The 21,904-nt window shown below is 65.7% G+C and carries 21 protein-coding genes and 1 tRNA gene; 9 read left to right on the forward strand and 13 right to left on the reverse strand.

All coding sequences use genetic code 11. From position 1 onward, the window contains the following. Window positions 1-30: 30 nt before the first annotated feature. Window positions 31-240, forward strand: coding sequence for a dodecin (locus tag QTH90_RS19525; protein ID WP_286567257.1), 210 nt, complete (start codon window positions 31-33; stop codon window positions 238-240). A gap of 108 nt (window positions 241-348) precedes the next feature. Here QTH90_RS19525 and QTH90_RS19530 read toward each other — a convergent pair whose 3' ends face one another. The 5 genes from QTH90_RS19530 to QTH90_RS19550 form a co-directional block, all read right to left on the reverse strand. Further along, window positions 349-582, reverse strand: coding sequence for a hypothetical protein (locus QTH90_RS19530; RefSeq protein WP_286666211.1), 234 nt, complete (start codon window positions 580-582; stop codon window positions 349-351). 119 nt (window positions 583-701) lie between these two features. Further along, entirely contained in the window at window positions 702-1,613 is a 912-nt protein-coding gene (locus QTH90_RS19535; RefSeq protein WP_286666212.1) for a ZIP family metal transporter, read from the reverse strand. Between the two features lie 77 nt (window positions 1,614-1,690). Then, the gene (locus QTH90_RS19540) at window positions 1,691-2,599 is read right to left on the reverse strand and encodes a dienelactone hydrolase family protein (RefSeq protein WP_286666213.1); all 909 of its coding nucleotides are present in this window, start codon (window positions 2,597-2,599) and stop codon (window positions 1,691-1,693) included. 67 nt (window positions 2,600-2,666) lie between these two features. Continuing rightward, window positions 2,667-3,428, reverse strand: coding sequence for an aspartate/glutamate racemase family protein (locus tag QTH90_RS19545; protein ID WP_286666214.1), 762 nt, complete (start codon window positions 3,426-3,428; stop codon window positions 2,667-2,669). Between the two features lie 156 nt (window positions 3,429-3,584). Next, complete coding sequence (locus QTH90_RS19550) at window positions 3,585-4,469, reverse strand: transporter substrate-binding domain-containing protein (protein WP_286666215.1); 885 nt, start codon at window positions 4,467-4,469, stop codon at window positions 3,585-3,587. 208 nt (window positions 4,470-4,677) lie between these two features. Here QTH90_RS19550 and QTH90_RS19555 point away from each other — a divergent pair, with 208 nt between their 5' ends. Then, complete coding sequence (locus tag QTH90_RS19555; RefSeq protein ID WP_286666216.1) at window positions 4,678-5,913, forward strand: D-amino acid dehydrogenase; 1,236 nt, start codon at window positions 4,678-4,680, stop codon at window positions 5,911-5,913. 26 nt (window positions 5,914-5,939) lie between these two features. Here the strand turns inward: QTH90_RS19555 and QTH90_RS19560 are convergent, their stop codons facing one another. From QTH90_RS19560 to polA, 3 genes are all read right to left on the reverse strand, one after another. Next, entirely contained in the window at window positions 5,940-6,842 is a 903-nt protein-coding gene (locus QTH90_RS19560) for a LysR family transcriptional regulator (RefSeq protein WP_286666217.1), read from the reverse strand. A 29-nt stretch (window positions 6,843-6,871) separates the two neighbouring features. After that, complete coding sequence (locus tag QTH90_RS19565; protein ID WP_286666218.1) at window positions 6,872-8,173, reverse strand: M20/M25/M40 family metallo-hydrolase; 1,302 nt, start codon at window positions 8,171-8,173, stop codon at window positions 6,872-6,874. Window positions 8,174-8,309: 136 nt separating this feature from the next. Next, window positions 8,310-11,102 (reverse strand): DNA polymerase I, encoded by a 2,793-nt coding sequence (gene polA, locus QTH90_RS19570; protein WP_286666219.1) that lies wholly within the window; start codon window positions 11,100-11,102, stop codon window positions 8,310-8,312. 97 nt (window positions 11,103-11,199) lie between these two features. On the opposite strand from polA, the gene QTH90_RS19575 reads away from it, so the two are divergent. From QTH90_RS19575 to QTH90_RS19585, 3 genes are read left to right on the forward strand one after another with little or no spacing between them, the layout of a single operon-like run. After that, complete coding sequence (locus QTH90_RS19575) at window positions 11,200-11,577, forward strand: hypothetical protein (protein WP_286666220.1); 378 nt, start codon at window positions 11,200-11,202, stop codon at window positions 11,575-11,577. Window positions 11,578-11,584: 7 nt separating this feature from the next. Next, window positions 11,585-12,628: a homoserine kinase gene (locus tag QTH90_RS19580; protein WP_286666221.1), complete on the forward strand. Its 1,044-nt coding sequence runs from the start codon at window positions 11,585-11,587 to the stop codon at window positions 12,626-12,628. A 9-nt stretch (window positions 12,629-12,637) separates the two neighbouring features. Next, window positions 12,638-13,432, forward strand: a complete 795-nt coding sequence (locus QTH90_RS19585; RefSeq protein WP_286666222.1) for a BPSS1780 family membrane protein — start codon at window positions 12,638-12,640, stop codon at window positions 13,430-13,432. 6 nt (window positions 13,433-13,438) lie between these two features. Here QTH90_RS19585 and QTH90_RS19590 read toward each other — a convergent pair whose 3' ends face one another. Then, window positions 13,439-15,811 carry a UvrD-helicase domain-containing protein gene (locus QTH90_RS19590; RefSeq protein WP_286666223.1) on the reverse strand — a complete coding sequence of 791 codons (2,373 nt, stop codon included), beginning with the start codon at window positions 15,809-15,811 and terminating at the stop codon, window positions 13,439-13,441. 242 nt (window positions 15,812-16,053) lie between these two features. On the opposite strand from QTH90_RS19590, the gene QTH90_RS19595 reads away from it, so the two are divergent. Next, on the forward strand, window positions 16,054-17,031 hold the full coding sequence (locus QTH90_RS19595) for a GMP reductase (RefSeq protein ID WP_286666224.1): 978 nt from the start codon (window positions 16,054-16,056) through the stop codon (window positions 17,029-17,031). An 18-nt stretch (window positions 17,032-17,049) separates the two neighbouring features. Here the strand turns inward: QTH90_RS19595 and QTH90_RS19600 are convergent, their stop codons facing one another. Further along, complete coding sequence (locus QTH90_RS19600) at window positions 17,050-17,916, reverse strand: alpha/beta hydrolase (RefSeq protein ID WP_286666225.1); 867 nt, start codon at window positions 17,914-17,916, stop codon at window positions 17,050-17,052. 96 nt (window positions 17,917-18,012) lie between these two features. Between QTH90_RS19600 and QTH90_RS19605 the strand changes: the two genes are divergently transcribed. Further along, window positions 18,013-18,088: transfer RNA gene (locus QTH90_RS19605), tRNA-Ala, on the forward strand. A gap of 31 nt (window positions 18,089-18,119) precedes the next feature. Here QTH90_RS19605 and QTH90_RS19610 read toward each other — a convergent pair. Continuing rightward, window positions 18,120-18,599, reverse strand: coding sequence for an Lrp/AsnC family transcriptional regulator (locus QTH90_RS19610; RefSeq protein WP_286666226.1), 480 nt, complete (start codon window positions 18,597-18,599; stop codon window positions 18,120-18,122). A 135-nt stretch (window positions 18,600-18,734) separates the two neighbouring features. Between QTH90_RS19610 and QTH90_RS19615 the strand changes: the two genes are divergently transcribed. Together QTH90_RS19615 and QTH90_RS19620 are read left to right on the forward strand one after the other, a co-directional pair. After that, window positions 18,735-19,931: an amino acid aminotransferase gene (locus QTH90_RS19615; protein WP_286666293.1), complete on the forward strand. Its 1,197-nt coding sequence runs from the start codon at window positions 18,735-18,737 to the stop codon at window positions 19,929-19,931. A 1-nt stretch (window position 19,932) separates the two neighbouring features. Continuing rightward, complete coding sequence (locus tag QTH90_RS19620) at window positions 19,933-20,310, forward strand: RidA family protein (RefSeq protein ID WP_286666227.1); 378 nt, start codon at window positions 19,933-19,935, stop codon at window positions 20,308-20,310. A 17-nt stretch (window positions 20,311-20,327) separates the two neighbouring features. Here QTH90_RS19620 and QTH90_RS19625 read toward each other — a convergent pair whose 3' ends face one another. Further along, complete coding sequence (locus QTH90_RS19625; protein WP_286666228.1) at window positions 20,328-21,674, reverse strand: threonine/serine exporter family protein; 1,347 nt, start codon at window positions 21,672-21,674, stop codon at window positions 20,328-20,330. A gap of 44 nt (window positions 21,675-21,718) precedes the next feature. Beyond that, window positions 21,719-21,871: a hypothetical protein gene (locus tag QTH90_RS19630; RefSeq protein ID WP_286666229.1), complete on the reverse strand. Its 153-nt coding sequence runs from the start codon at window positions 21,869-21,871 to the stop codon at window positions 21,719-21,721. Between the last annotated feature and the right edge of the window lie 33 nt (window positions 21,872-21,904).

Genomic DNA, 21,904 nt, shown 5'->3' on the forward strand with positions numbered 1-21,904 from the left:
CCGCACGTCCCCCTGCGACTGGAGGCCCCCATGTCCAATCACGTCTACAAGCTCCTCGAACTCACCGGCTCATCGCCGACGAGCAGCGACGATGCGGTGCTGCGCGCCATCGCCAAGGCCAGCGAATCGGTTCGCAACATCCAGTGGTTCGAGGTGACCGAAACGCGCGGCCATGTGGTCGACGGCAAAGTTGCGCACTGGCAAGTCACCATCAAGGCCGGCTTCACCCTGGAAGACTAACCCGGCATTCCAGAAATACCGCGGAACCGGCTCAGCCGGGCCGCCGGTATTGCCCCCGGCAGGGGGTAGGCGGCCACACGAAGTGGGCAAGCCTGGGGGCGAGCCAATTCAATCAGGTGCCTGGATGACACGGTCGAATTCTTCGTCGGCGGGCACGTTGTCCGCATCGAGTTCGCTGGCATCGGTCAGGTCGATGCCGGTTTCTTCGGAAAGCTCGTCGGTCGCTTCGGATTCGTCTTCGTCGAACGCCTCGTCGTCCTCGGGCAAGGTGTCTTCGGCTTCGTCGATCTCGGGTTCGTCTGCGGTTTCTCCGGGACGCAGAGGGGGGTCGGCGCTGATCATGATCGGGACTCCTGGCTGACTGATGTTTCGCATGATGCACCCCGAGTGTGGGTCCCAGCCGAATCAGCCACTTCGGCGAAGGGGCAACAAGCGTGTCAGAAAGTGCCGCGGGTGTCCACTCAGTGCTTGTGGTCGGACGCCTCGTGCGCGTGATCCGGATCGGCAGCAGCGCCGTGCGCATGGTCGTGGTCGGCATGCGCGAAGCGACTCACGAGCGTGACGAGGAGGATGCCGATTGCCAGCCACACGATCTGCAGGGCCGTCTGCCGCGCCGGGAGCCGCTTCTGCAGTTGCGGGATCAGGTCAGCCAACGCCACGTAGACGAAGCTGCTGGCCGCCAGCACCAGGAAGTACGGCAGCCAGCCATGCAACTGATCGACCAGCCACCAGCCCGCCAGGCCGCCGAGCGCCGTCATCGTCCCGGCCAGCGAGACCTTGACGAGCGCCACGCGCTGGTTGGACGAGCTTTGCCGCAGCACGACCAGGTCGCCGATGTGGTGAGGCACCTCGTGCGCGAGCACGGCGATCGCGGCCACTAGGCCCAGGCGCAGGTCTGCAACAAAGGCCGAGGCGATCAGGATGCCGTCGCCGAAGCAATGCACGCTGTCGCCGGTGAGGACGGCCCAGCCACCACCCTTGGCATCGTGCGCATGGTCGTGGGCATGCGGGTGGTGGTGATGATCATGATCGTGCGCATGGGCCCGGCTGTGCCCATGTCCGTCGGCGTGCTCGCCGTGGTGATGCTCATGCCCGTGGTGCCACAACTCCGCCTTGTCCAGCAGGAAGAAGAAAACCAGCCCGAACAACAGCACGCCGAACAGCACGGCCGGCGCGATGTGGCTCTCGAAGGCTTCAGGCAGCAGGTGCATGAAGGCCGTCGCCAACAGTGCGCCGGCGGCAAGGCTCAACAAATGCTGCGGATTCACGCCGCCGGCGCCGCTGCGCACGCCCACGCGCAACAGCAGCGCGGCGATCCAGACACTTCCGATGCCTGCGACCAGGGTCGCGGCGATGATGGCTAACAAGTTCATGACTGCTTGCGCAATGGTGGCAAAAACAAAAGCCGTCCATCGGACGGCTTTCGATTGAAAGCGGCTGGCGGATGCGGCTAGGCCACACCGTTGGCTTTGAACCAGGCCAGGGCGCGCTTCCATCCGTCCTCGGCCGCTTCCTTGACGTAGCTGGCCCGGTTGTCGGCATGGAACGCATGGCCCGCTTCGGGGTACACGACGAACTGCGACGCCTTGGCGGCCGGTGTGCCGGTTGCCAGGGCGGCTTTCATCTTATCAACCGTGTCAAGAGGGATGCCCTGGTCCTTGCCGCCGTACAGGCCCAGCACCGGCGCCTGCAGGTGGGCGGCGACGTCGACGGGATGCCGGGGCGTCAGGTCCGAGGGCTGCCCGACGAGCCGGCCGTACCAGGCGACGCCGGCCTTGACCTTGCCCGTGGCCGCATAGAGCCAGACGATGCGCCCGCCCCAGCAGAAGCCCGTGATGGCTGCTTCCTGCACGTCGCCGCCATTCGCGGCCGCGTACGTGAGCGCGCCGTCGAGGTCGGCCATGACTTGCGCGTCAGGCACCTTGCTGACGATTTCGGCCTGCAGCTTCGGGATGTCGGTGTACCCCTTCGGATCGCCCTGTCGCGCGTAAAGCTCGGGGGCAATGGCGAGATAGCCGGCCTTGGCGAAGCGGCGGCAGGTGTCGGCAATGTATTCGTGCACGCCGAAGATTTCCTGGACCACGAGCACCACGGGCAAGCCGGTCTTGCCGGCCGGCGCGGCGGCATAGGCCGGCACCTCGAAGCCGTTCACCGTGTACTTGATGGGGCCGGCCCGGAGGCCTTCGTCGGACGTCTTGACGACGGTCTGCGCCGCAATCGGCAAGGTGGCGGCCGCGTAGCCCACGCCGATGGCGGCCTTGAGCGCCGTGCGGCGCGTGGCGCCTTGCTCGGTGCTGTCGCCGGGGCGGAGCGAATCGAAATCGGCTTGCAGATCGGAAGCGTTCTCGGAACGAGGCATACGGGCGAACTCCTGTTGAATCGGACAATGGGCCTGGCGCACGACGCGCAGGCCGCAATGTAGGCGATCAGGCGACGGCGCGGAAGGCCGGCGCAGAAGCCTCTTCATAGGCCCGTGCCGCGAGCGCGGTCGCGAGAACCCGCGCCGGGTCGATGAGGCGCAGCCCGCCGACCGCCGCCGAGCCCTCCAGCCCCAGGGGGATCTCGGTGCATCCCATGACAATGGCCACCGGCCCATGGCGCCGCGCGAGCTGCAGCGCGACCTCGCTGAAGCAGGCCTGCGCCAACGGCATGTCGCCCGCCTTCACGCCATCGTAGATGCCGCGCATGAGCATTCGCCGCTCCTCGGCCAGCGGCAGGTGGCACGCCATGCCGGCGTCCGCCATCGCCTGCTCGTAGAGACCGATGCGGTAGGTGCCTTCGGTCGCCATCAACGCCACGTCCCGTACGCCTTGCGCCGCCAGATGGGCCGACACCTCGCGCGCGACATGCAGTACCTCGATCTGCGGAAAGCGTTCCTGCAGGGTGGCGTGCCACGCATGGGCCGTGTTGCAGGCAATCGCCACCGCCCGGCTGCCCAACGCCGCCAGCCGCCCCAATGCCTGCAGCATCGGCTCCAACGGCTGATGCGCGCCCAGGCCCTCCGCCTCCAGTGCGCCGCTGCGATCCGGCACCGGCACCTGCGCGAGCCAGTGCTCCGGAAAGCCCTGGTCTCGCACCGTCTCGCCGCGCGCCCGCATCCGGCGCGCGCAGGCATCGACGAACAGACGCACGAAATCCGCGCCCGCCGCCGGCCCCATCCCGCCAAGGATGCCAACTACTCGTGTCATTGCCGTGCGCTCATTTCGTTCACGCCCCTTCCCAGCCTCTTCCAGAAACACCGCGGATCCGGCTCCGCCGGTCCGCCGGTGTTGCCCCCTGCAAGGGGGTAGGCGGCCACACGAAGTGGGCAAGCCTGGGGGTGTGCTCCCAAGCCTCGGGTGTGCTCAGGTCGCCGGCTTGTCGCTGGGGGTCTTGATGTTCTCGCGCAGCTGCGGGCTCATCGGCAGGTTCAGCGGCACGCCCTTGGGCGGGATCGGCTGCATGAACCACTTGTTGTACATCTTCTCGAATTCGCCGCTCTTCATCAGGCCGATGATGGTGTCGTCCACCACCTTCTTGAAGGCCGGATCGTCCTTCGCCAGCATGCAGCCGTAAGGCTCGACCTGCAGCGCATCGCCCACCACTTCGAAGTCGGCCGGATTCTTGGCGTTGGCGATCAGGCCGAAGAGCAGGATGTCATCCATCGCGAAGGCCACGGCGCGGTCGCCTTCCACCAGCAGGAAGGCATCGGCATGGTCCTTGCCGAGCACGATGTCCATGTCGAGGTTCTTCTCGGTGTTGTACTTGCGCATGACCATGGCGTTGGTGGTGCCGGTGGTGCTGGCCACGGTCTTCTTCGCGAGGTCGCCGTAGTTCTTGATGCCCGATGACTTCTTCGCGAGCAGCCGCGTGCCCGTGTAGAAGTGGTTGATGGCAAAGGCCACGTCCTTGCCGCGCGCAGAGTTGTTGGTGGTGGAACCGCACTCCAGGTCGATGGTGCCGTTGGTGATCAACGGGATGCGGTTCTGCGAGGTCACCGCCATCAGCGCCACTTCCAGATTGGGCTTGTTGAGCTTCTTCTTGACCGCGTCCACCACCGCATTCGACAGCTCGACCGAGAAACCGATCGGCTTGTTCGGACCGTCGAGGTAGCTGAAAGGCACCGACGATTCCCGGTAAGCCAGGGTGATCTTGCCGGATTCGGCGATCTTGGCCAGGGTGTCGGCGGCTTGGGCGCCCGTGACGACAGCGGAAAGCAGGACGGCGGCCATCAATGCGGATAGTTTCATGCGAGCCCTTTCGAATTTGAAGTGAAACGAAGTGTAGGAAGCATTCGCCCGTCCGTCACAATTCCTTTTGCACCCAAGCCCATGACCAAATGTTATGGCTGCGCCGTCCCATGAGCTTTGGCTATGGGCCGCGATGTTTTTGGCATTTCCAGACGGAGCGCGCGCCACCTAGAGTCGGCGCATTCGAACTTCAAGAGGAGGAAGCGTCATGCGCGTGTGCGTGCTGGGTGCCGGCATCGTGGGCTTGGCGACCGCGTGGCAGTTGAACCGCGACGGCCACGAGGTGATCGTGATCGACCGCGCCGCCCCCGGCGCAGGCGCAAGCGGCGGCAACGGCGCGCAGTTGAGCTATTCCTACGTGCAGCCGCTGGCCGACCCGTCGATCTGGAAGCAGTTGCCAAAGCTGCTGCTTTCGCCCTCCTCCCCGCTCAAGCTGCGACCGCAGCTCGATCCGTTGCAGTGGCGCTGGGGCATGGCTTTCCTGGCGGCCTGCAACGCGGAAACCTCGCGCGACACGACGGCTCGCCTGCTCGCCATGGCGGCGCAGAGCCGCGCTGCGTTCGAGGAGATGCGCGCGGACATCGCGCCCGATTGCGATTTCTCGGCGACGGGCAAGCTGGTGCTGTATGCCAGCGCGTCGTCGCTCGAGGGCGCGCGCCGACAGCTCGAATTGCAGCGGGCACTGGGCAGCGAGCAGCGCCTGGTGACGCCCGAGGAATGCGTCGCCATCGAACCGGCGCTGGCCTCCTACCAGGGGCAGATGGCCGGTGCGATCCACACGCCGAGCGAATGCGCGGCTGACTGTCTCAAGGTATGCACGGAGCTCGTCAATACCTTGCGGGTGCGAGGTGTCGGATTCATGCTCGACACGGAGATCAAGGGTTTCGACGTGCGCCGCGGGCGAGTGGCGGCGGTGCAGACTGCGGCGGGCGATGTGGAAGCGGATGCCTTCGTGATGGCGCTGGGCTCGGCGTCGCACAGGCTCGGGCGCCAGTTGGGAGCCTATTTGCCGGTCTATCCGCTCAAGGGCTACAGCATCACGGTGGACGTCGATCCGGCGCCGGGCGCGGCACCGCACGTCAGCGTGACGGACAGCGCCCGCAAGGTCGTGTTCGCGCGCATCGGATCACGGCTGCGGGTGGCGGGCATGGCCGAACTGGTCGGGCATGACGCCAGCATTCCGGCCACGCGCATCGAGACGCTCGCGGAGGCTACCCGCGCCGTGTTTCCTGACGCCAGCCGGCTTGATGAATTGCATCCTTGGACTGGAATGCGGCCGGCCACGCCGACGGGCGTTCCGATCGTCGGTCGGGTTGGTCCGGCGCCCGTCAACATGCTCTTCAACACGGGTCATGGGGCGCTCGGCTTCACGCTGGCTTTCGGGTCGGCGCGGAGGGTGGCGCACGAACTTGGCGAGGTCGCGACTGCGGCCGGCGCCCGGTAGGCGGCGCGCCTCCCGCCCCAACCCCATCAACTCATCTCTTCAATCGCCTCGCGCATGAACCGGGTGATGCTCCGCACAGCCACCGAATCCGGCCTCCCCGCAAATCGCAGCGCACGAATCGGCACCGGTATGTGCGGCTCCAGCGTCAGCACATCCACTTTGGATCGATCTGCAGAATTCGCGGTGCATCCATCGACCAGCGCGACCCCCAACCCGTGGTGCGCCATCGCCAGCGCCGCGTGGTACGTCTGCACCGTCACGACCGCCTGCTGAAACCCAACGCCCGCCTGCCGACAAGCCTGGCTCAGGCTGGTCCCGACCGGATCGCGGCTGTCCAGCCCCACCACCGGCAGGTTCACCAGATCGTGAAGCGCCACCGATCCATTGCGCAGCAGCGCGCGCGACAGCATGCCCTTGGGCGCGATGCACACCATGCGGCTGTCGGCAACCGACTCCTGGGTGAGCGACGGATGCACTGCCGGACTGAATGCGAAGCCGACATCCGCCTCCTGCAACAACAGCGCCGACATGATCTGCGGCGAATGCAGCGACTCGACGATCACCGCGATGCCCGGATGCTTCTCCCGGAAACGCTTGAGCGCGCGCGGCAGCACCTCGTAGCTCAGTGCCAGCACCGTGAGGATGCGCAGCTCTCCCGCATCGCTGCCAGTTCGCAGATTGGCCGCGAGCCGCTGTACCTCGTCGAGTTGCGCGAACAACCGCTCGATGTGCGGATACAGCGCCAGCGCCTCGGTGGTCGGCGTCAGTCGACCTTTGGCTCGCTGGAACAGCGAGAACCCGAGCTGGATCTCGGCATGCTGCAAGGTCCGGCTGACCGCAGGCTGCGTGATGTTGATGAGCCGTGCCGCCGCACTCACGCTCCCCGTGAGCATGATGGCGTTGAAAACCTCGATGTGGCGGAGACGCATGGCAGCAGACAGAACCGGACCGCCGGACCTCAGGGAGCCGGCCGTGCCGACACCTTGCCGCGCGAGATGTCCATGATCAGCTGCGCCGCAAGATAGAGCCGCGGCTCGATGGAATCGACCAGCACGTACTCGGCATCGGCCGAATGTGCGCCAAAGCCCTGCAGCCCGAAGCGCTCGACCACGGCCGCCTTGGTCTTCAGCGCCGCGAACGCTGCATCGGTGCCGCCGCCGGCGACCTTGTCGTCCGCGCCCAGTTCCTTGCCGAGTTCCTTGTAGATCTGCTGCGCATGCAACGCCAGGGCGCGCGAGGCATCCGTGGCTTCCAGCGGCGGACGGCGGCGCTCGAATTTCATCTCGACCATGGCCTGCGGAATGAGCTGTTTCTTCACGCGTTCCTGAACCTGCTGCTCGATGCGGTCGTAGTCGCTGACCCTCAGCACCCGAACATCCGCACCGGCCGTGGCGGTCGCCGGAATCACATTGCGATTGGAGCCCGAGCGCGAAACGGTCCAGTTCATCTTGAGGCCTGTCGCCGGATCGGACAGGTCCCTCATCTGCAGGATCTGGTGGGACAGCTCGTACAGCGCGTTCACGCCCAGCTCGGGCGCGGAGCCTGCGTGCGAGGCCTTGCCCGTGACGTTGAGCGTCACCGACGCGATGCCCGCGGTGGCGAGCGAGAGCTTGTCTTCCTTGACCGAGGAGCCCTCGAACGACATCACGACATCGTGCTCCCCGCCCAGGCGCGTGATGAGCGTGCGGGCGCCGGGCGAGCTGATTTCCTCGTCACCGTTGATCAGCACCGTGAGCGTGCCGTATTCCTTGAAGTCCATCGCCTTCAGCAACGCGATCGTGTGCGCGATGACCGCGATCCCCTGCTTGTCGTCCGCGATCCCGAGCCCATAGGCCTTGTCGCCCTCGACCCGGAACGGCTGCTTGTTCAGCATCCCGATCTGATAGACGGTGTCCATGTGCGCGATCAGCATGATCTTCTTCGTGCCCGTGCCCTTGAACGTCGCACGCATCACCTTGCCGATCTTCTCGGGCGTGTCTTCCATCCGATACGCATCGGCCGAAGGATCGATGAGCTCGACCTGCCCGCCGAGCGCCTTGAACTTGTCCGCGATCAGGTTGGCAATCTTGTCGAGTCCTTCCAGATCGCGGCTGCCCGACTCGATCGAGACCAGTTGATTGAGCGTCTCCAGCAACGCCGGCTTCTCCTTCGCAGCCAGCGAAGCGATGCGCTGATCAGGCGCAGCAAAAGCGCACGCACAGGCCGCCGCGAGCGCAGCGAACAAAAAGGCCTTCCGCCCCGTAGCAATAGCAGTGTTCATTGGTTCCAAAATCTCCTCAACGCCAAAAAAAATCCAGAAATGCCGCGGACCCGGCTCCGCCGGTCCGCAGGCATTGCCCCCGGCCAGGGGGAAGGCGAAGCGACACAAAGTGCGCGCAGCCTGGGGGCGAGCCAATCTAGTGGGCTTTGTCCCAGTTCGGGCCAAACCCGATCTCGGCCAGCAGCGGCACCTTGAGATCCGCCACGCCGGCCATGAGGCGCGGAATCTCGGTGCGCACCCACTCGACCTCGCCCTCGGGCACTTCGAACACCAGTTCGTCGTGCACCTGCATGATCATCTTCGTACCGCGCTTTTCGGCGTCGAGTACGTCCTGCACCTTGACCATGCTGAGCTTGATGAGATCCGCCGCGGTGCCCTGCATCGGCGCGTTGATCGCGGCGCGTTCGGCTCCGCCGCGGCGCGGCCCGTTCGGCGAATTGATCTCGGGCAGATAGAGGCGGCGGCCGAAGACGGTCTCCACGTAGCCCCTCTGCTTCGCGAGCGCCTTCGTCTCGTCCATGTACTGCTTCACGCCGGGATAGCGCGCAAAGTACCGCTCGATGTAGGAAGCGGCCGCCTTGGTCTCGATGCCCAGGTTGCGCGCGAGGCCGAAGCTGCTCATGCCATAGATCAAGCCGAAATTGATGACCTTTGCATAGCGGCGCTGCTCGCTCGACACCTGGTCCACCGCGACGCCGAAGACCTCTCCCGCCGTCGCGCGGTGCACGTCGATGCCCTCGGTGAAGGCACGCAAGAGCGACTCGTCGCCGCTGATGTGGGCCATGATGCGCAGTTCGATCTGCGAGTAGTCCGAACTCGCGATCACGCTGCCGGCCGGCGCCACGAAGGCTTCGCGCACGCGGCGTCCCTCGGGGGTGCGGATCGGGATGTTCTGCAGGTTCGGGTCGTTGCTCGACAGCCGACCCGTCACGGCCACGGCCTGCGCGTAGTGCGTGTGCACGCGGCCGCTGCGTGGATTGGCCAGCAGGCCGAGCTTGTCGGTGTAGGTGCCCTTGAGCTTCGACAGGCCCCGGTGCTCGAGGATCTTGGCTGGCAGCGGGAAATCCTCGGCGAGCTTTTCCAGCACCTCCTCGTCCGTGCTCGGCGCGCCGCTCGGCGTCTTCTTGACGACCGGCAGGCCCAGCTTGGTGAAGAACACCTCGCCGATCTGCTTGGGCGATCCGAGATTGAAGGGCTGGCCAGCGAGTTCGTAGGCCTCCTGCTCCAGGGCCATGATGCGCTTGCCGAGTTCGTTGCTCTGCGCGGACAGGGTGGGCGCATCGATCAGCACGCCGTTGCGCTCGATACGGTAGAGCGTTTCGCTCGACGCCATCTCCAGTTCGTAGACGAAGCGCAGCTTTTCGTTCGCTTCGAGTTGCGGCCACAGCGCAAGATGCACGTCGAGCGTCTGGTCGGAGTCTTCGCACGAGTATTCGGCGGCTTTCTCGATCGACACCTGGCTGAACGGGATCTGGTGCGCGCCCTTGCCGCACAGGTCTTCGTAATCGATGCCGGTGCGCCCCAGGTGCCGCTCCGCCAAGCTGGCAAGCCCATGGGGCTTGTGCACTTCGAGCACGTAGCTCTGCAGCATGGTGTCATGGGCGTAGCCCTTCACCTCGATGCCGTGGTTCGCGAACACGTGGCGGTCGTACTTGACGTGCTGGCCCAGTTTCTTCTTCGCGCCATCCTCGAGCCAGGGCTTGAGCTTCGCGAGCACCTCGTGGCGCGGCAATTGCACGGGCGCGTCCGGATAGTTGTGGCCGACGGGGATGTAGGCCGCTTCACCGGGCTTCACGCTGAAGCTCAGGCCGACGATCTCGGCGCGCATCTCGTCGAGCGAGTTCGTTTCCGTGTCGATCGCCACCAGTTCGGCGGCTTCGAGCTTCGCAAGCCAGGCATCGAAGACGTCCCAGGCCATCACGGTGTCGTAGACCAGATTGGTCGCCTTGGAGGCGGCCTCGAAGCTCGGATCGTCGAAGAGGCCGGTGCCCCCCTGCGGACCCTTGCGCTTCTTGTTTTCCTCGATCAACTCGGGCTGCACCTCGTGCGCCTCCAGCGTCTTCACGAGGCTCTTGAAACCGTACTGTTCGTAAAAAGTCTTCAGGCCGTCCGTCTGCTGCGGGCCGATGGCGATCGCGTCGAGCGCGGGAAGGCCGCTGACATGGCCATCCAGATCGCAATCGGTGCGGATCGTCACGAGCCGCCGCCCCTGCGGGAGCCAGTCGAGCGCCTTGCGCAGGTTCTCGCCTGCCTGGCCCTTGACCTCGGCGGCATGCGCGATCACGCCGTCGAGCGAGCCGTACTGGAGCAGCCACTTGGCGGCCGTCTTGGGGCCGACTTTTTCCACGCCGGGAACGTTGTCGACGGTGTCGCCCACCAGCGTCTGGTAGTCGATCATCAGATTGGGCGGCACGCCGAATTCGGCCGTCACGCCCGCCACGTCGCGCTTCTTGCCGTTCATCGTGTCGATGATGGTGATGTGCTCGTCCACCAGCTGGCTCAGGTCCTTGTCGCCGCTGGACACGATCACCTCGATGCCCTGGCTGGCGGCCGTGCGGGCGAGCGTGCCGATCACGTCGTCGGCCTCGACCTCGGGCACGCAGAGCACCGGCCAGCCGAGCATCCTGACCACCTGATGAATCGGCTCGACCTGGCTGCGCAAATCGTCGGGCATCGGCGAGCGGTTCGCCTTGTAGTCGGGATACCAATCGTCGCGGAAGGTCTTGCCCGGCGCGTCGAAGATGCAGGCCGCATAGTCGGCCCGTACCTCTCGGCGGAGGGCCTGCATCATGTTGATCATTCCCCGGATGGCGCCGGTCGCGGGGCTGCTGTTGTCCCCCGGTACGGCGCGAAGGTCGGGCATCGCATGGAAGGCACGGTAGAGGTAGCTCGATCCGTCGACGAGCAGCAGCGTTTTCTTGTCGGTCATCGGGGCATTTTGCCGTGCCGCGCCGGCCGCCCCGGACGCCGCGGAAGATCCTCACTTAGTTGTACCCCTGACGGGAACGCGGACCTACAATCTCTTCATGTCCTCCTCCACGCTCCTCGTTCGCCGCACCCGGCTTGTTTCGCTGGTGCTGGCTTGCGCCGCGCCGACCGCCGCTGTGTTCGCACAGAATCCGCAGCCACCTGCCGCCACGCCCGGCCAGGCGCAACCGGATCCGGACAAGGCTGCGGGGCGCCACAACCAGAAGATCGAGCGTATTCACGTCGAGGACCGCAACGCGACGGTCGACGAACTCCGTGTCGGCGGCCAGACCGAAAACATCACCGTGAAGCCCGCCAACGGACCGTCCTACCAGGTGATGCCCAACGAAACGGAACGCGTGCGCAACCAGGGGCAATCCGACCAGAGTTCCGGCGAGAGCGGTTCCCGGGTTTGGTGGAACGTCTTCAAGTTCTGAGCGCGCAGTGGCGGTTTTCACGGAAGTCGGATTCGACGAAGCCGACGCACTGGTGCGTCGCCTCGGCCTGGGTGCCCTCACCGAACTCAAGGGGATCGAGGGTGGCATCGAGAACACCAACTACTTCGCGACGACGGAGTCGGGCGAGTTCGTCCTGACGCTGTTCGAGCGCCTCGGCGCCGAGCAATTGCCGTACTACCTTTGTCTGATGAAGCACCTCGCGGCGCGCGGTCTCCCGGTGCCCGAGCCGGTGGCCGACCCTGCGATCGCGGCGCCCTCTGGCCATCCGCTGTCGATTCCGGCCAACGCCCCATGCGAACTGCTGCACACGGTGGCAGGCAAGCCGGCCGCCATCGTGCAACGCCTGAAGGGCAAGAGCGAACTGTCGCCCACGGCGGCCCATTGCGCCGAACTCGGCCGCCTGCTGGCCCGCATGCACCTTGCGGCGCGGGACTATCCCCGCATCCAGCCCAATCTGCGTGGCCTGCCCTGGTGGAACGACACCGCGCCCGTGGTCCTGCCCTATCTGGAAGCCCCGCAGGCCTCGCTGCTGCGCAGCGAGCTCGCCTACCAGAACCACGTGGCAGAGTCCTCGGCCTATTCGGCGCTGCCGCGTGGTCCGGTGCACGCCGACCTGTTCCGCGACAACGCCATGTTCGACACGCATGCCAGCGCCGACGCGCCGCGTCTGACCGGCGTGTTCGACTTCTATTTCGCCGGCGCCGACACCTGGCTCTTCGACCTGGCCGTGTGCCTGAACGATTGGGCCATCGACCTCGCGAGCGGCCGCCACGACACCGCGCGCGCCGACGCCCTGCTCGCGGCGTACGGCACTGTGCGACCCCTGACCGGCCCCGAGCGCGCCCTGCTGCCCGCCATGTTGCGCGCCGCCGCGCTGCGCTTCTGGATTTCGAGGCTCTGGGACTATTACCTGCCGCGCGAGGCGAGCATGCTCAAGGCCCACGACCCGACCCACTTCGAACGCGTGCTGCGCGAACGTGCCCATGCGAGCTTCGAGTTCGACTGCGGCGCCGAACCGTTGGCCGCCTGACCCGATCCGATGAAACTCAATCTCGTGCCGGCGCGCACCGGCGTGCTGTGGGTCCGCACCGGCCTCCAGGCATTCGCACGGCAGCCGCTGGCCTTCATTTCGCTGTTCTTCTTTTTCATGGCGATGGTGTCGATCGCGTCGCAGGTGCCGCTGATCGGCGCCGCCCTCGCGCTGATGCTGCTGCCGACCATGACTCTGGGCCTGATGGCCGCCGCCGCGCAGGCCGCGGGTCCGGAAAAGCCGCCCGCGGGAGCGGTGTTCATGGCCGCGCTGAATGCCATTCGCGCGGACGTGCGGCCGATGGCGGTGCTGGGCGCGCTCTATGCCGCGCTGTTCCTCGTTGTGATGGCCATCTCCGCCCTGGCCGATGGCGGCCAGTTCGCCCGGGTCTACCTGCTCGGCGGTCCGCTCACCCGCGAACTGGCCGAAACCACTGAATTCCAGGTGGCGCTCTGGATCGCGATGGGCCTGTACCTGCCGCTCTCGCTGGCCTTCTGGCATGCGCCGGCGCTGGTGCACTGGCATCGCGTGCCGCCAGCCAAGAGCCTGTTCTTCAGCTTCGTTGCCTGCTTCAAGAATTTTGGCGCGCTCACCGTCTTCGGCCTGGTCTGGGTCGGCGTCTTCATCGGCGCGGGCATCGTGCTGAGCCTGCTCGCGACGCTGCTCGTGGCCGTGGGCGTAATGGGGATGGGTGAAGGCGCTTCGGCGGCCGGTGGCGCGGTGATGGTCGGCGGCGCGCTGGTGATGGCGGCGATGTTCTTCACCAGCACGTGGTTTACCTTCCGCGATTCATTTCAGGAATGAACCCAGTTAGACGGGCGTCAGCTTAGCCACAGAGAGCGCCAGCCACTTGACGCCATGGCGGGGGAAATTCACCTGCGCGCGGGCGTCGTCGCCGCTGCCTTCCAGCGCCGTCACCGTGCCTTCGCCGAACTTGTTGTGGAACACCTGCATGCCTGAACGCAGTCCATGGGACGGCGCGGCCTTCTGCGGGGGCACGGGCGGACTGGCGAAGGTGTCCTTGCTGCCGTAGCTGCCGCCACCGCCGCGCGTGGTGGCGTAGCCGCCGCCATAGCCGAAGGCCGACGGGGTGAATCCCTGGTTCTTGGGCGTGAGCCACTTGAGCGCGCCCTCGGGCAGTTCCTCGAAGAAGCGGCTCTTGACGTTGTAGCGGGTCTGGCCGTGCAGCATGCGCGTCTGCGAATGGCTCAGGTACAGGCGCTTTCGGGCGCGCGTGATGGCAACGTACATCAGGCGACGTTCCTCCTCGAGGCTTTCGTAGTCGCTCATCGAGTTCTCGTGGGGGAACAAGCCCTCTTCCAGGCCCGTGATGAACACGCAATCGAATTCGAGCCCCTTGGCGGCATGCACGGTCATCAGTTGCACGGCATCCTGGCCGGCCTGCGCCTGGTTGTCGCCTGATTCAAGTGCGGCATGGGTGAGAAACGCGGCAAGCGGGCTCAGCGTTTCGCCGGTTTCCGCATCAGGCGCCAGCGCTTCGTCGATGAGGGGGCGATTCGGATCGAGGCCCTGGCTGGCGGGTGATTGCCGCAGTTCGTCGACAGGGAGCGCCACCGCATCGCGGCCGAAGCCTTCCTGCGTGACGAAGCTCTCGGCGGCGTTGACCAGTTCGTCCAGATTCTCGAGACGATCCGCGCCTTCGCGATCGGCCTTGTAGTGCTCGACCAGGCCACTGTGGTCCAGAACGAGTTCGATGATCTCGCGCAGCGACATGCCCTGCGTCTGCTCGCGCAGCACGTCGATCTTGGCGACGAAGGCCGAGAGATTGCCGCCGGCCTTGCCACCGACCGCGCTCACCGCGTCGTGCAGCGACCGGCCGGCCGCGCGAGCCGCGTCCTGGAGCTGCTCGATGCTGCGCGCGCCGATGCCGCGCGGCGGGAAGTTGACGATGCGAAGGAAGCTGGTGTCGTCGTCCTTGTTCTCCAGCAGCCGCAGGTACGCCAGCGCGTGCTTGATTTCGGCGCGCTCGAAGAAGCGCAAGCCGCCGTACACGCGGTACGGCACCGCCGCATTGAAGAGCGCCGTTTCGATCACCCGGCTCTGCGCGTTGCTGCGGTAGAGCACGGCCATCTCCTTGCGGTCGATGCCGTCGCGTACCAGTTGCCGCATCTCCTCGACCATCCACTGGGCCTCGGCGAAATCGCTGGTCGACTCGTAGACGCGAACCGGCTCGCCGGGGCCCTGGTCGGTGCGCAGGCTCTTGCCCAGGCGCTTCTTGTTGTGGCTGATCAGCTCGTTGGCCGAATCGAGGATGTTGCTGTAGCTGCGGTAGTTCTGCTCCAGCTTGATCTGGTGCGACACATCGAACTCGCGAACGAAGTCCGCCATGTTGCCCACGCGCGCGCCGCGGAATGCATAGATGCTCTGGTCGTCGTCGCCGACCGCGATCACGCTGTTGTCGCCCGGAATGAAGCGGCCGTCGGCCGTGGTGCCCGAGAGCATCTTGATCCACGCGTATTGCAGCCGGTTGGTGTCCTGGAACTCGTCGATCAGGATGTGGCGGAAGCGCCGCTGGTAGTGCTCGCGCACAGGGTCGTTGTCGCGCAGCAGCTCGTAGCTGCGCAGCATCAGCTCGCCGAAATCGACCACGCCTTCGCGCTGGCACTGCTCTTCATACAGCTGGTAGAGCTCGACCTTCTTGCGGTCGTCGTCGCTGCGGATCTCGACATCGCGCGGGCGCAGGCCGTCTTCCTTGGCGCCGGCGATGAACCATTGCGTCTGCTTGGCCGGAAAGCGCTCGTCGTCGACGTTGAACTGCTTCATCAGCCGCTTGATGGCCGAGAGCTGGTCCTGCGTGTCGAGGATCTGGAAGGTGGACGGCAGGTTGGCGAGCTTCCAGTGCGCGCGCAGGAAACGATTGCACAGCCCGTGGAAGGTGCCGATCCACATGCCCCGCACGTTGACCGGCAACATCGCGCTCAGCCGGGTCATCATTTCCTTCGCCGCCTTGTTGGTGAAGGTGACGGCCAGGATGCCGCCCGGCGACACCTGGCCGGTCTGCAGCAACCATGCGATGCGGGTGGTCAACACCCGCGTCTTGCCTGAGCCGGCGCCGGCGAGGATCAGTGCATTGCCGGCCGGGAGCGTCACGGCGGCGCGCTGCTCCGGGTTGAGGTTTTGAAGCAGCGGCGAATCTGCGGCGGCCGCGAGGTCGGTGAACATCCGTCGATTGTAGAAAGCACTGCGTATGGGGGTTATACGAAGCGGCAGAAGTCATGCGCCGGGTCGGGCGGGTAGAATCAGTCACCGGGCCCAAGTTTCTTGACGTCCGGTTTTTTTGTGCCTGCGCACAGCAGGGTTCGGTCGCGCCGCCACGGCGCACCCGCAAATCCGGTCTCCAAGCCAAGCGCCCCATCGCCGCCGAAATCCTTCGGCGACGACCCTTTTCAAGGAGCTTGGATCTCATGCAAATCTTCGACTACGACAACATTCTTCTGCTGCCCCGCAAGTGCGTGGTGGAAAGCCGCTCCGAGTGCGACGCCAGCGTCACCCTCGGCGGCCGCAGCTTCCGCATCCCGACGGTGCCCGCCAACATGAAGACGGTGGTCGACGAGACCATCTGCACCTGGCTCGCGAAGAACGGCTATTTCTACGTGATGCACCGCTTCGACCTGGACAACGTCCAGTTCGTGAAGGACATGCACGCCAAGGGCGTGTTCGCCTCGATCTCGCTGGGCGTCAAGAAGCCGGACTACGACACGGTCGACCAGCTGGCCGCCGCCGGCCTGGCGCCGGAATACGTGACGATAGATATCGCCCACGGCCATGCGGACACCGTGAAGAACATGATCGCGTACCTCAAGAAGAAGCTGCCGAAGACCTTCGTGATCGCGGGCAACGTTGGCACGCCGGAGGCGGTGATCGATCTGGAGAACTGGGGCGCCGACGCCACCAAGGTCGGCATCGGCCCGGGCAAGGTCTGCATCACCAAGCTCAAGACCGGCTTCGGCACGGGCGGCTGGCAACTGTCGGCGCTCAAGTGGTGCGCCCGCGTGGCGACCAAGCCGATCATTGCCGACGGCGGCATCCGCGACCATGGCGACATCGCCAAGAGCATCCGCTTCGGCGCGTCGATGGTCATGATCGGCTCGCTCTTCGCAGGCCACGAGGAATCGCCGGGTCAGACCGTGGAAGTCGACGGCACGCTCTTCAAGGAGTACTACGGCTCGGCCAGCGACTTCAACAAGGGCGAGTACAAGCACGTCGAAGGCAAGCGCATCCTCGAACCGATCAAGGGCAAGCTCGCCGACACACTGGTCGAGATGGAGCAGGACATCCAGAGCTCCATCAGCTACGCGGGCGGCCGCAAGCTCATGGACATCCGCAAGGTCAATTACGTCACGCTGGGCGGAGACAACGCGGGCGAACACCTCCTGATGTGAGGCCGCCGCCAGCGCGGCTCAGGCTTCGAGCAGTTGCACGGCAAGACCGTGCAGCCGCTGGCCAGGGTCGGCCAGGGCATCCACGATGCTGAAGTGGTCGAGCCCCGGAAGCACCTCGCAGACGGGCACTGCCTTGCGGCCCCACGCATCGCGGATCAGCGTGTTCTGGCGGATGAACTCTTCGCTTTCGTCACCACCGGCGACCGTGTAGAACGGGCCGCGCTTCGGCGCCGGCCAGAGCGCCGGACTCAGGCGCAGCGCATCGGCGTCGGTCAGCCGGAGCGCATCCGCGATGAAGGGCGCGTGCTGCAGCGGCCGCAAATCGTAGAGGCCGGAGAGCGACAGCGCGTTGCGAACCAACCCTGCCGGCAGATCCGGCGCCACGGCCTTCCAGTCGCAATCGAGCAGCATCGCGGAGAGATGCCCGCCAGCCGAATGTCCGGCAACGGTCATGCGCGAAGGATCGCCACCGTGGGCCGCGACATTTCGCCAGGTCCATTCGAGCGCACGTACCATTTGCAGGGCGATGTCGGCGATGCCCACAGGCTGGTCAGGCGTGCCGGGACATAGCGCGTAGTTGGGCACCACGACACACACGCCGCGATCGTTGAACGCCCGGGCAATGAACGAATGGTCGCTCTTGTCGAGCGAGCGCCAATAGCCGCCATGAACGAACACCAGCACGGGCGCATCCACGACCGGCGCGGGAAAGATGTCGAGCGTCTCGCCAGGCCCGTCGCCATAGCGCAGGTCGACGCTGCATGGCATCGAGGCCCGGAGTGCCGCGGAATCCGTGGCCCAGCGTTCGAGGTACGCGGGGTGGCCCGGTACGCGCACCCGGTTGTTGTACATGCGGTCCAGCCAGGCGGGATCGTACGAGACCATTCTTCTTGCTCCGGAGTTGGCGAGGCGCGCATCTTGGCACGCCGCAGCCGGCGCCTGCACCGGACGCCGGCTTCTGGTTAGAATTCTGCTTGCGTTGGGGGGGTAGCTCAGCTGGGAGAGCGCCGCGTTCGCAATGCGGAGGTCGGGAGTTCGATCCTCCTCCTCTCCACCAACCGTCTCAGCCCTTCACGGGCCCGCAGATACTAAGCGCCAGCCGCCGGAATCGGCAGGTCATCAAAGCGCTTGAACTCCTGCAACGAAAAGCTCGTCTGCACCTGCTTCACCCCAGGCAGCCGATGCAGCTTGCTCTGCAACAGCTCCGAATACGCATCCAGATCGCGGGCCACGACCATCAGCAGGAAGTCCGCCGTGCCGGTGATGCCATGGAACATCAGCACCTCCGGGATCGCACGCACGGCATCGACGAACGCCGTTGAGCGCAGTTCGTTCTGGTGATCGATGCTGATGCTCACGAAAGCCACCACGCCATAGCCCAGCCCGCGGCGGCTCAGGCGCGCGTGATAGCCGTCGATCAGGCCCGACTCCTCGAGGCGCCGGATGCGGCGCCAGCACGGCGATTGCGACAGACCCGTCATCTGCGCCAGCTCGCCGGTGGTCAAGCGCGCGTTCTGCTGCAGGGCCGCCATCAGTTGCCGATCGATGTGATCCAACTCGATTTGCATAACTCAACCTCAATTATTCGAATATACGGATGAATTATGCGCAAAGTAAAAATCTGTTGGCTTCAAAAACCAGAGAACTGAAAATTCAAAGATAGCCATCCTTGCTCTCGCACCATGACCACCATTGCTCCCTCCCTGTTCGCTCACGTCCCGCCTTACGCAGGCGACCCGATCCTGTCCCTGATGGAGTCGTTCCAGAAGGACGCCCGCCCCCACAAGGTCAGCCTGAGCATCGGCGTGTACTTCGACAACGAAGGCCGGCTGCCCGTGCTGCCCTCCGTTCGCCAGGCCGAAAGCGCGCTGCTCGGCGACATCGGCCCGCGCCCATACCTGCCGATCGAAGGCATGGCCGACTTTCGCTCGGCCGTGCAACGCTTGTTGTTCGGCGCCGGACATGAAGCTGCCACCAGCGGCCGCATCGCCACGCTGCAGACCCTGGGCGGTTCCGGTGGGCTGAAGGTGGGCGCCGATTTCCTGCACCGCTATTTCCCCGAGGCGGGCGTCTGGGTCAGCGATCCGACCTGGGAAAACCATCACGCCATCTTCGAAGGCGCAGGCCTGCAAGTGCACACCTATCCGTACTACGACCCCGACACCGGTGGCCTGCGCTTCGATGACATGCTTGCGTCCTTGAGCGCCCTGCCCCGCCGCAGTGTCGTGCTGCTGCATGCCAGCTGCCACAACCCGACTGGCGTCGACCTGTCTGTCGCCCAGTGGCAAGTCCTCATCCCGGTGCTGCGCGAGCGCGACCTGATTCCCTTCGTGGACATCGCCTACCAGGGCTTCGGCGACGGCCTCGACGACGATGCCTTCGCGGTGCGCGCCATGGCCGATGCCGGCCTGCAGTTCCTGGTTGCCAACTCGTTCTCCAAGAACTTCTCGATGTACGGCGAGCGTTGCGGCGGGTTGAGCGTGGTCTGCGCCGACCGCGAAGCGGCCGACATCGTGCTGGGCCAGCTCAAGGCGACGGTGCGACGCAACTATTCGACACCGCCGACGCACGGCGCGCGCGTGATCGCCCGCGTGCTGCAGGACCCTGCGCTGTTCGCGCAATGGTCGAACGAGACCGCCGGGATGCGCCAGCGCATCCGCGCGATGCGCGAGCGCCTGCATGCGGTGCTCAACGAAACCTTCCAGGGCCGACGCAACTTCGACTACCTCGTCACGCAGCGCGGCATGTTCAGCTACACCGGCTTGAGCGAAGAGCAGGTGAACCGCCTGCGCGAGGAGCATGCGGTCTATCTCGTGCGTTCAGGCCGGATGTGCCTGTCGGGGCTGACCACCGGAAACGTGGACCATGTGGCGCGCGCCATGGCGGCCGTACTGGGCTGACATGAAGGAAGTCGTCGACACCGGCTTGCCGCCGCTCAAGCAACCGTTTTCCTGGGCCGTGAAGGCCTCAGGCAACCTGCTGTTCACTGCCCACGGACCTGTGCGTGCCGACGGCAGCATCGACACGGGGGCCATCGAGGATCAGGCGCGCCTGACCTTCGCCAATCTGCGGCAAGCGGTGCGCGCGGCCGGCGGCGACCTGAGTGACGTCACCCAGGTGCTGATCTACATGACGGACGTGAAGGACATGCCGGCGATCGACGGCGTGTACCGCGAGTTCTTCGAGCCACACTATCCGAACCGCTCCAGCATGGGCGTGGCGGGCCTCGTGGTGCCGGGCATGAAGATCGAGATCGTGGCTTACGCCGCGATCCCGTAGATCACGCGAACAAGGCTTCATCGGCGCAGCCGGAGGTAGCGAAGCATGACGTTGGCCATGGTTCCGGCGCGTTGAAAAACCGGTTCGAACAAGGCGTTGTAAACGCCCGTTCCGATCACCGATCCGAGGCCGATCGCAACGATCGAGAACAGCGTCGCCACGAAGTTCTCCACGCCTGCCAGACGATCGTTGCCGACGAGTTCGGCCATGCCGATCAGGCCGAGCGATCCGGGCACCAGCAACCACAGTGCGGGCGTGAAAGTCACCATCGAAGGCGGGCCGCCGAGGCGGTACTGCACCATGTACGACGCCGGCGTGATCAGCATGGCAGCAAAGAAGCCGCTCATGTAGCCGCCGAACGCCGCATTGCCTATCAGTTGTCCCGCCTGTGCGACGCACAGGAGCGCCAGCATCCACGGCAGGGTCCGAAGTCGCGCCGAGTAGTGAAGCACGTGCCCCACGCCGAACAGCAGCACGCCAAGCCATGGCGCCCAGGCGCGAACCGCACCTTCCGGTCCTGGCGTGAGCAGCTTGTCCGGCGGCAGGCCGACGATCGACGCGGCGGCCAGCATGCCCAGCACGAGAAACACGAGTTGCAGCAAGCCGGACACGAAGCGCGTGCCGCCTGAAACGATGTCGCCGTAGGCCAGTTCGACCGTCGCGATCGCGAGCGTTCCGCCGGGCAGAAAGGTCACGAGCGACGCGACGAGCACGTAGATGGGACTCGCTGCAAATCCATGCTGCGCCGCGAGCAGCGACACCAGCGCCACGACGAAGGCCGCGACGGTCGGCAGCAGCGTCGTGATGATTCCGCGGTTGCGCGCCAGCACCTTGAGCACGCCAACCACCAGCCCGAAGAACGCGGCGGCCCCCACCACGTCGGCGGCAGGTCGCAGCACCAGGGCGATTCCGACCGTGACCATCACATGCCCCAGCACGCCCCACGCCAATCCGAGCCGGGGCTGCATCGAGAGGATGGCGTAGATGCGCTTCAAGCCCTCGGCCGGGTCGATCGGGTCGCGCTCCGCGTCGCGGGCCAGTTCATGGGTCGCCTCGATCTGGTCGAATCGCAGGATGAGGCCCTGCTCGGCAGTGAATTCGATCTGCAGCGAATCCTCTTCCGCGAAATTGACGAACACCACGGTCGGCAGCGCCAGCGCATTGAAATGCTCGACGCGGTTGACGCGAGCCACGCGCCGAAGCGTCGTCTCCACCAACCCGGCCGGCGCGCCCGTGGCCAGCAGCAGGTGACCGAGTCGCAGCAGAAACCGCAGCAGATGCCGACGCTCTGCCACCGAGCGCTCGCCGGCAGCATCCGTCGGCGCGCCGGGCGGCGAACTCGTTGGCTCGGAATCGGAGGTCATGCCGCGACTGACTGCCTTCCCTTTGGCCCTGGCGGGCTAGCGTTTCACGCGCCTTTCGTCGGTTCCAACGGCGTCTTGATCTGCATCTCGGCGCGCCCTGCGAGCGCCAGCCAGGCCGGACGCGGCATGAGCCTGGCACCGATCGCCACCGTGAGCCCCACGATGATCGCGATGATGCCTTCGAAGTTGCCGAACATGTCTGCTTTCGTCCGGACGAACATGGGGAGCGC

Origin of the sequence: Variovorax flavidus, assembly GCF_030317145.1 — a bacterium.
GTDB classification, from domain to species: domain Bacteria; phylum Pseudomonadota; class Gammaproteobacteria; order Burkholderiales; family Burkholderiaceae_C; genus Variovorax; species Variovorax flavidus.

Bases quoted from the DNA above. Each gene is read 5' to 3' on its own strand.
- QTH90_RS19575 (WP_286666220.1), top strand. From the start codon at position 11,200: ATGTCCTCCTCCACGCTCCTCGTTCGCCGCACCCGGCTTGTTTCGCTG.
- QTH90_RS19610 (WP_286666226.1), bottom strand. From the start codon at position 18,599: ATGCAAATCGAGTTGGATCACATCGATCGGCAACTGATGGCGGCCCTG.
- QTH90_RS19590 (WP_286666223.1), bottom strand. From the start codon at position 15,811: ATGTTCACCGACCTCGCGGCCGCCGCAGATTCGCCGCTGCTTCAAAAC.
- QTH90_RS19585 (WP_286666222.1), top strand. From the start codon at position 12,638: ATGAAACTCAATCTCGTGCCGGCGCGCACCGGCGTGCTGTGGGTCCGC.
- QTH90_RS19630 (WP_286666229.1), bottom strand. From the start codon at position 21,871: ATGTTCGGCAACTTCGAAGGCATCATCGCGATCATCGTGGGGCTCACG.
- QTH90_RS19555 (WP_286666216.1), top strand. From the start codon at position 4,678: ATGCGCGTGTGCGTGCTGGGTGCCGGCATCGTGGGCTTGGCGACCGCG.
- QTH90_RS19550 (WP_286666215.1), bottom strand. From the start codon at position 4,469: ATGAAACTATCCGCATTGATGGCCGCCGTCCTGCTTTCCGCTGTCGTC.
- QTH90_RS19530 (WP_286666211.1), bottom strand. From the start codon at position 582: ATGATCAGCGCCGACCCCCCTCTGCGTCCCGGAGAAACCGCAGACGAA.
- QTH90_RS19560 (WP_286666217.1), bottom strand. From the start codon at position 6,842: ATGCGTCTCCGCCACATCGAGGTTTTCAACGCCATCATGCTCACGGGG.
- polA (WP_286666219.1), bottom strand. From the start codon at position 11,102: ATGACCGACAAGAAAACGCTGCTGCTCGTCGACGGATCGAGCTACCTC.
- QTH90_RS19600 (WP_286666225.1), bottom strand. From the start codon at position 17,916: ATGGTCTCGTACGATCCCGCCTGGCTGGACCGCATGTACAACAACCGG.
- QTH90_RS19620 (WP_286666227.1), top strand. From the start codon at position 19,933: ATGAAGGAAGTCGTCGACACCGGCTTGCCGCCGCTCAAGCAACCGTTT.
- QTH90_RS19525 (WP_286567257.1), top strand. From the start codon at position 31: ATGTCCAATCACGTCTACAAGCTCCTCGAACTCACCGGCTCATCGCCG.
- QTH90_RS19625 (WP_286666228.1), bottom strand. From the start codon at position 21,674: ATGACCTCCGATTCCGAGCCAACGAGTTCGCCGCCCGGCGCGCCGACG.
- QTH90_RS19565 (WP_286666218.1), bottom strand. From the start codon at position 8,173: ATGAACACTGCTATTGCTACGGGGCGGAAGGCCTTTTTGTTCGCTGCG.
- QTH90_RS19595 (WP_286666224.1), top strand. From the start codon at position 16,054: ATGCAAATCTTCGACTACGACAACATTCTTCTGCTGCCCCGCAAGTGC.
- QTH90_RS19545 (WP_286666214.1), bottom strand. From the start codon at position 3,428: ATGACACGAGTAGTTGGCATCCTTGGCGGGATGGGGCCGGCGGCGGGC.
- QTH90_RS19540 (WP_286666213.1), bottom strand. From the start codon at position 2,599: ATGCCTCGTTCCGAGAACGCTTCCGATCTGCAAGCCGATTTCGATTCG.
- QTH90_RS19535 (WP_286666212.1), bottom strand. From the start codon at position 1,613: ATGAACTTGTTAGCCATCATCGCCGCGACCCTGGTCGCAGGCATCGGA.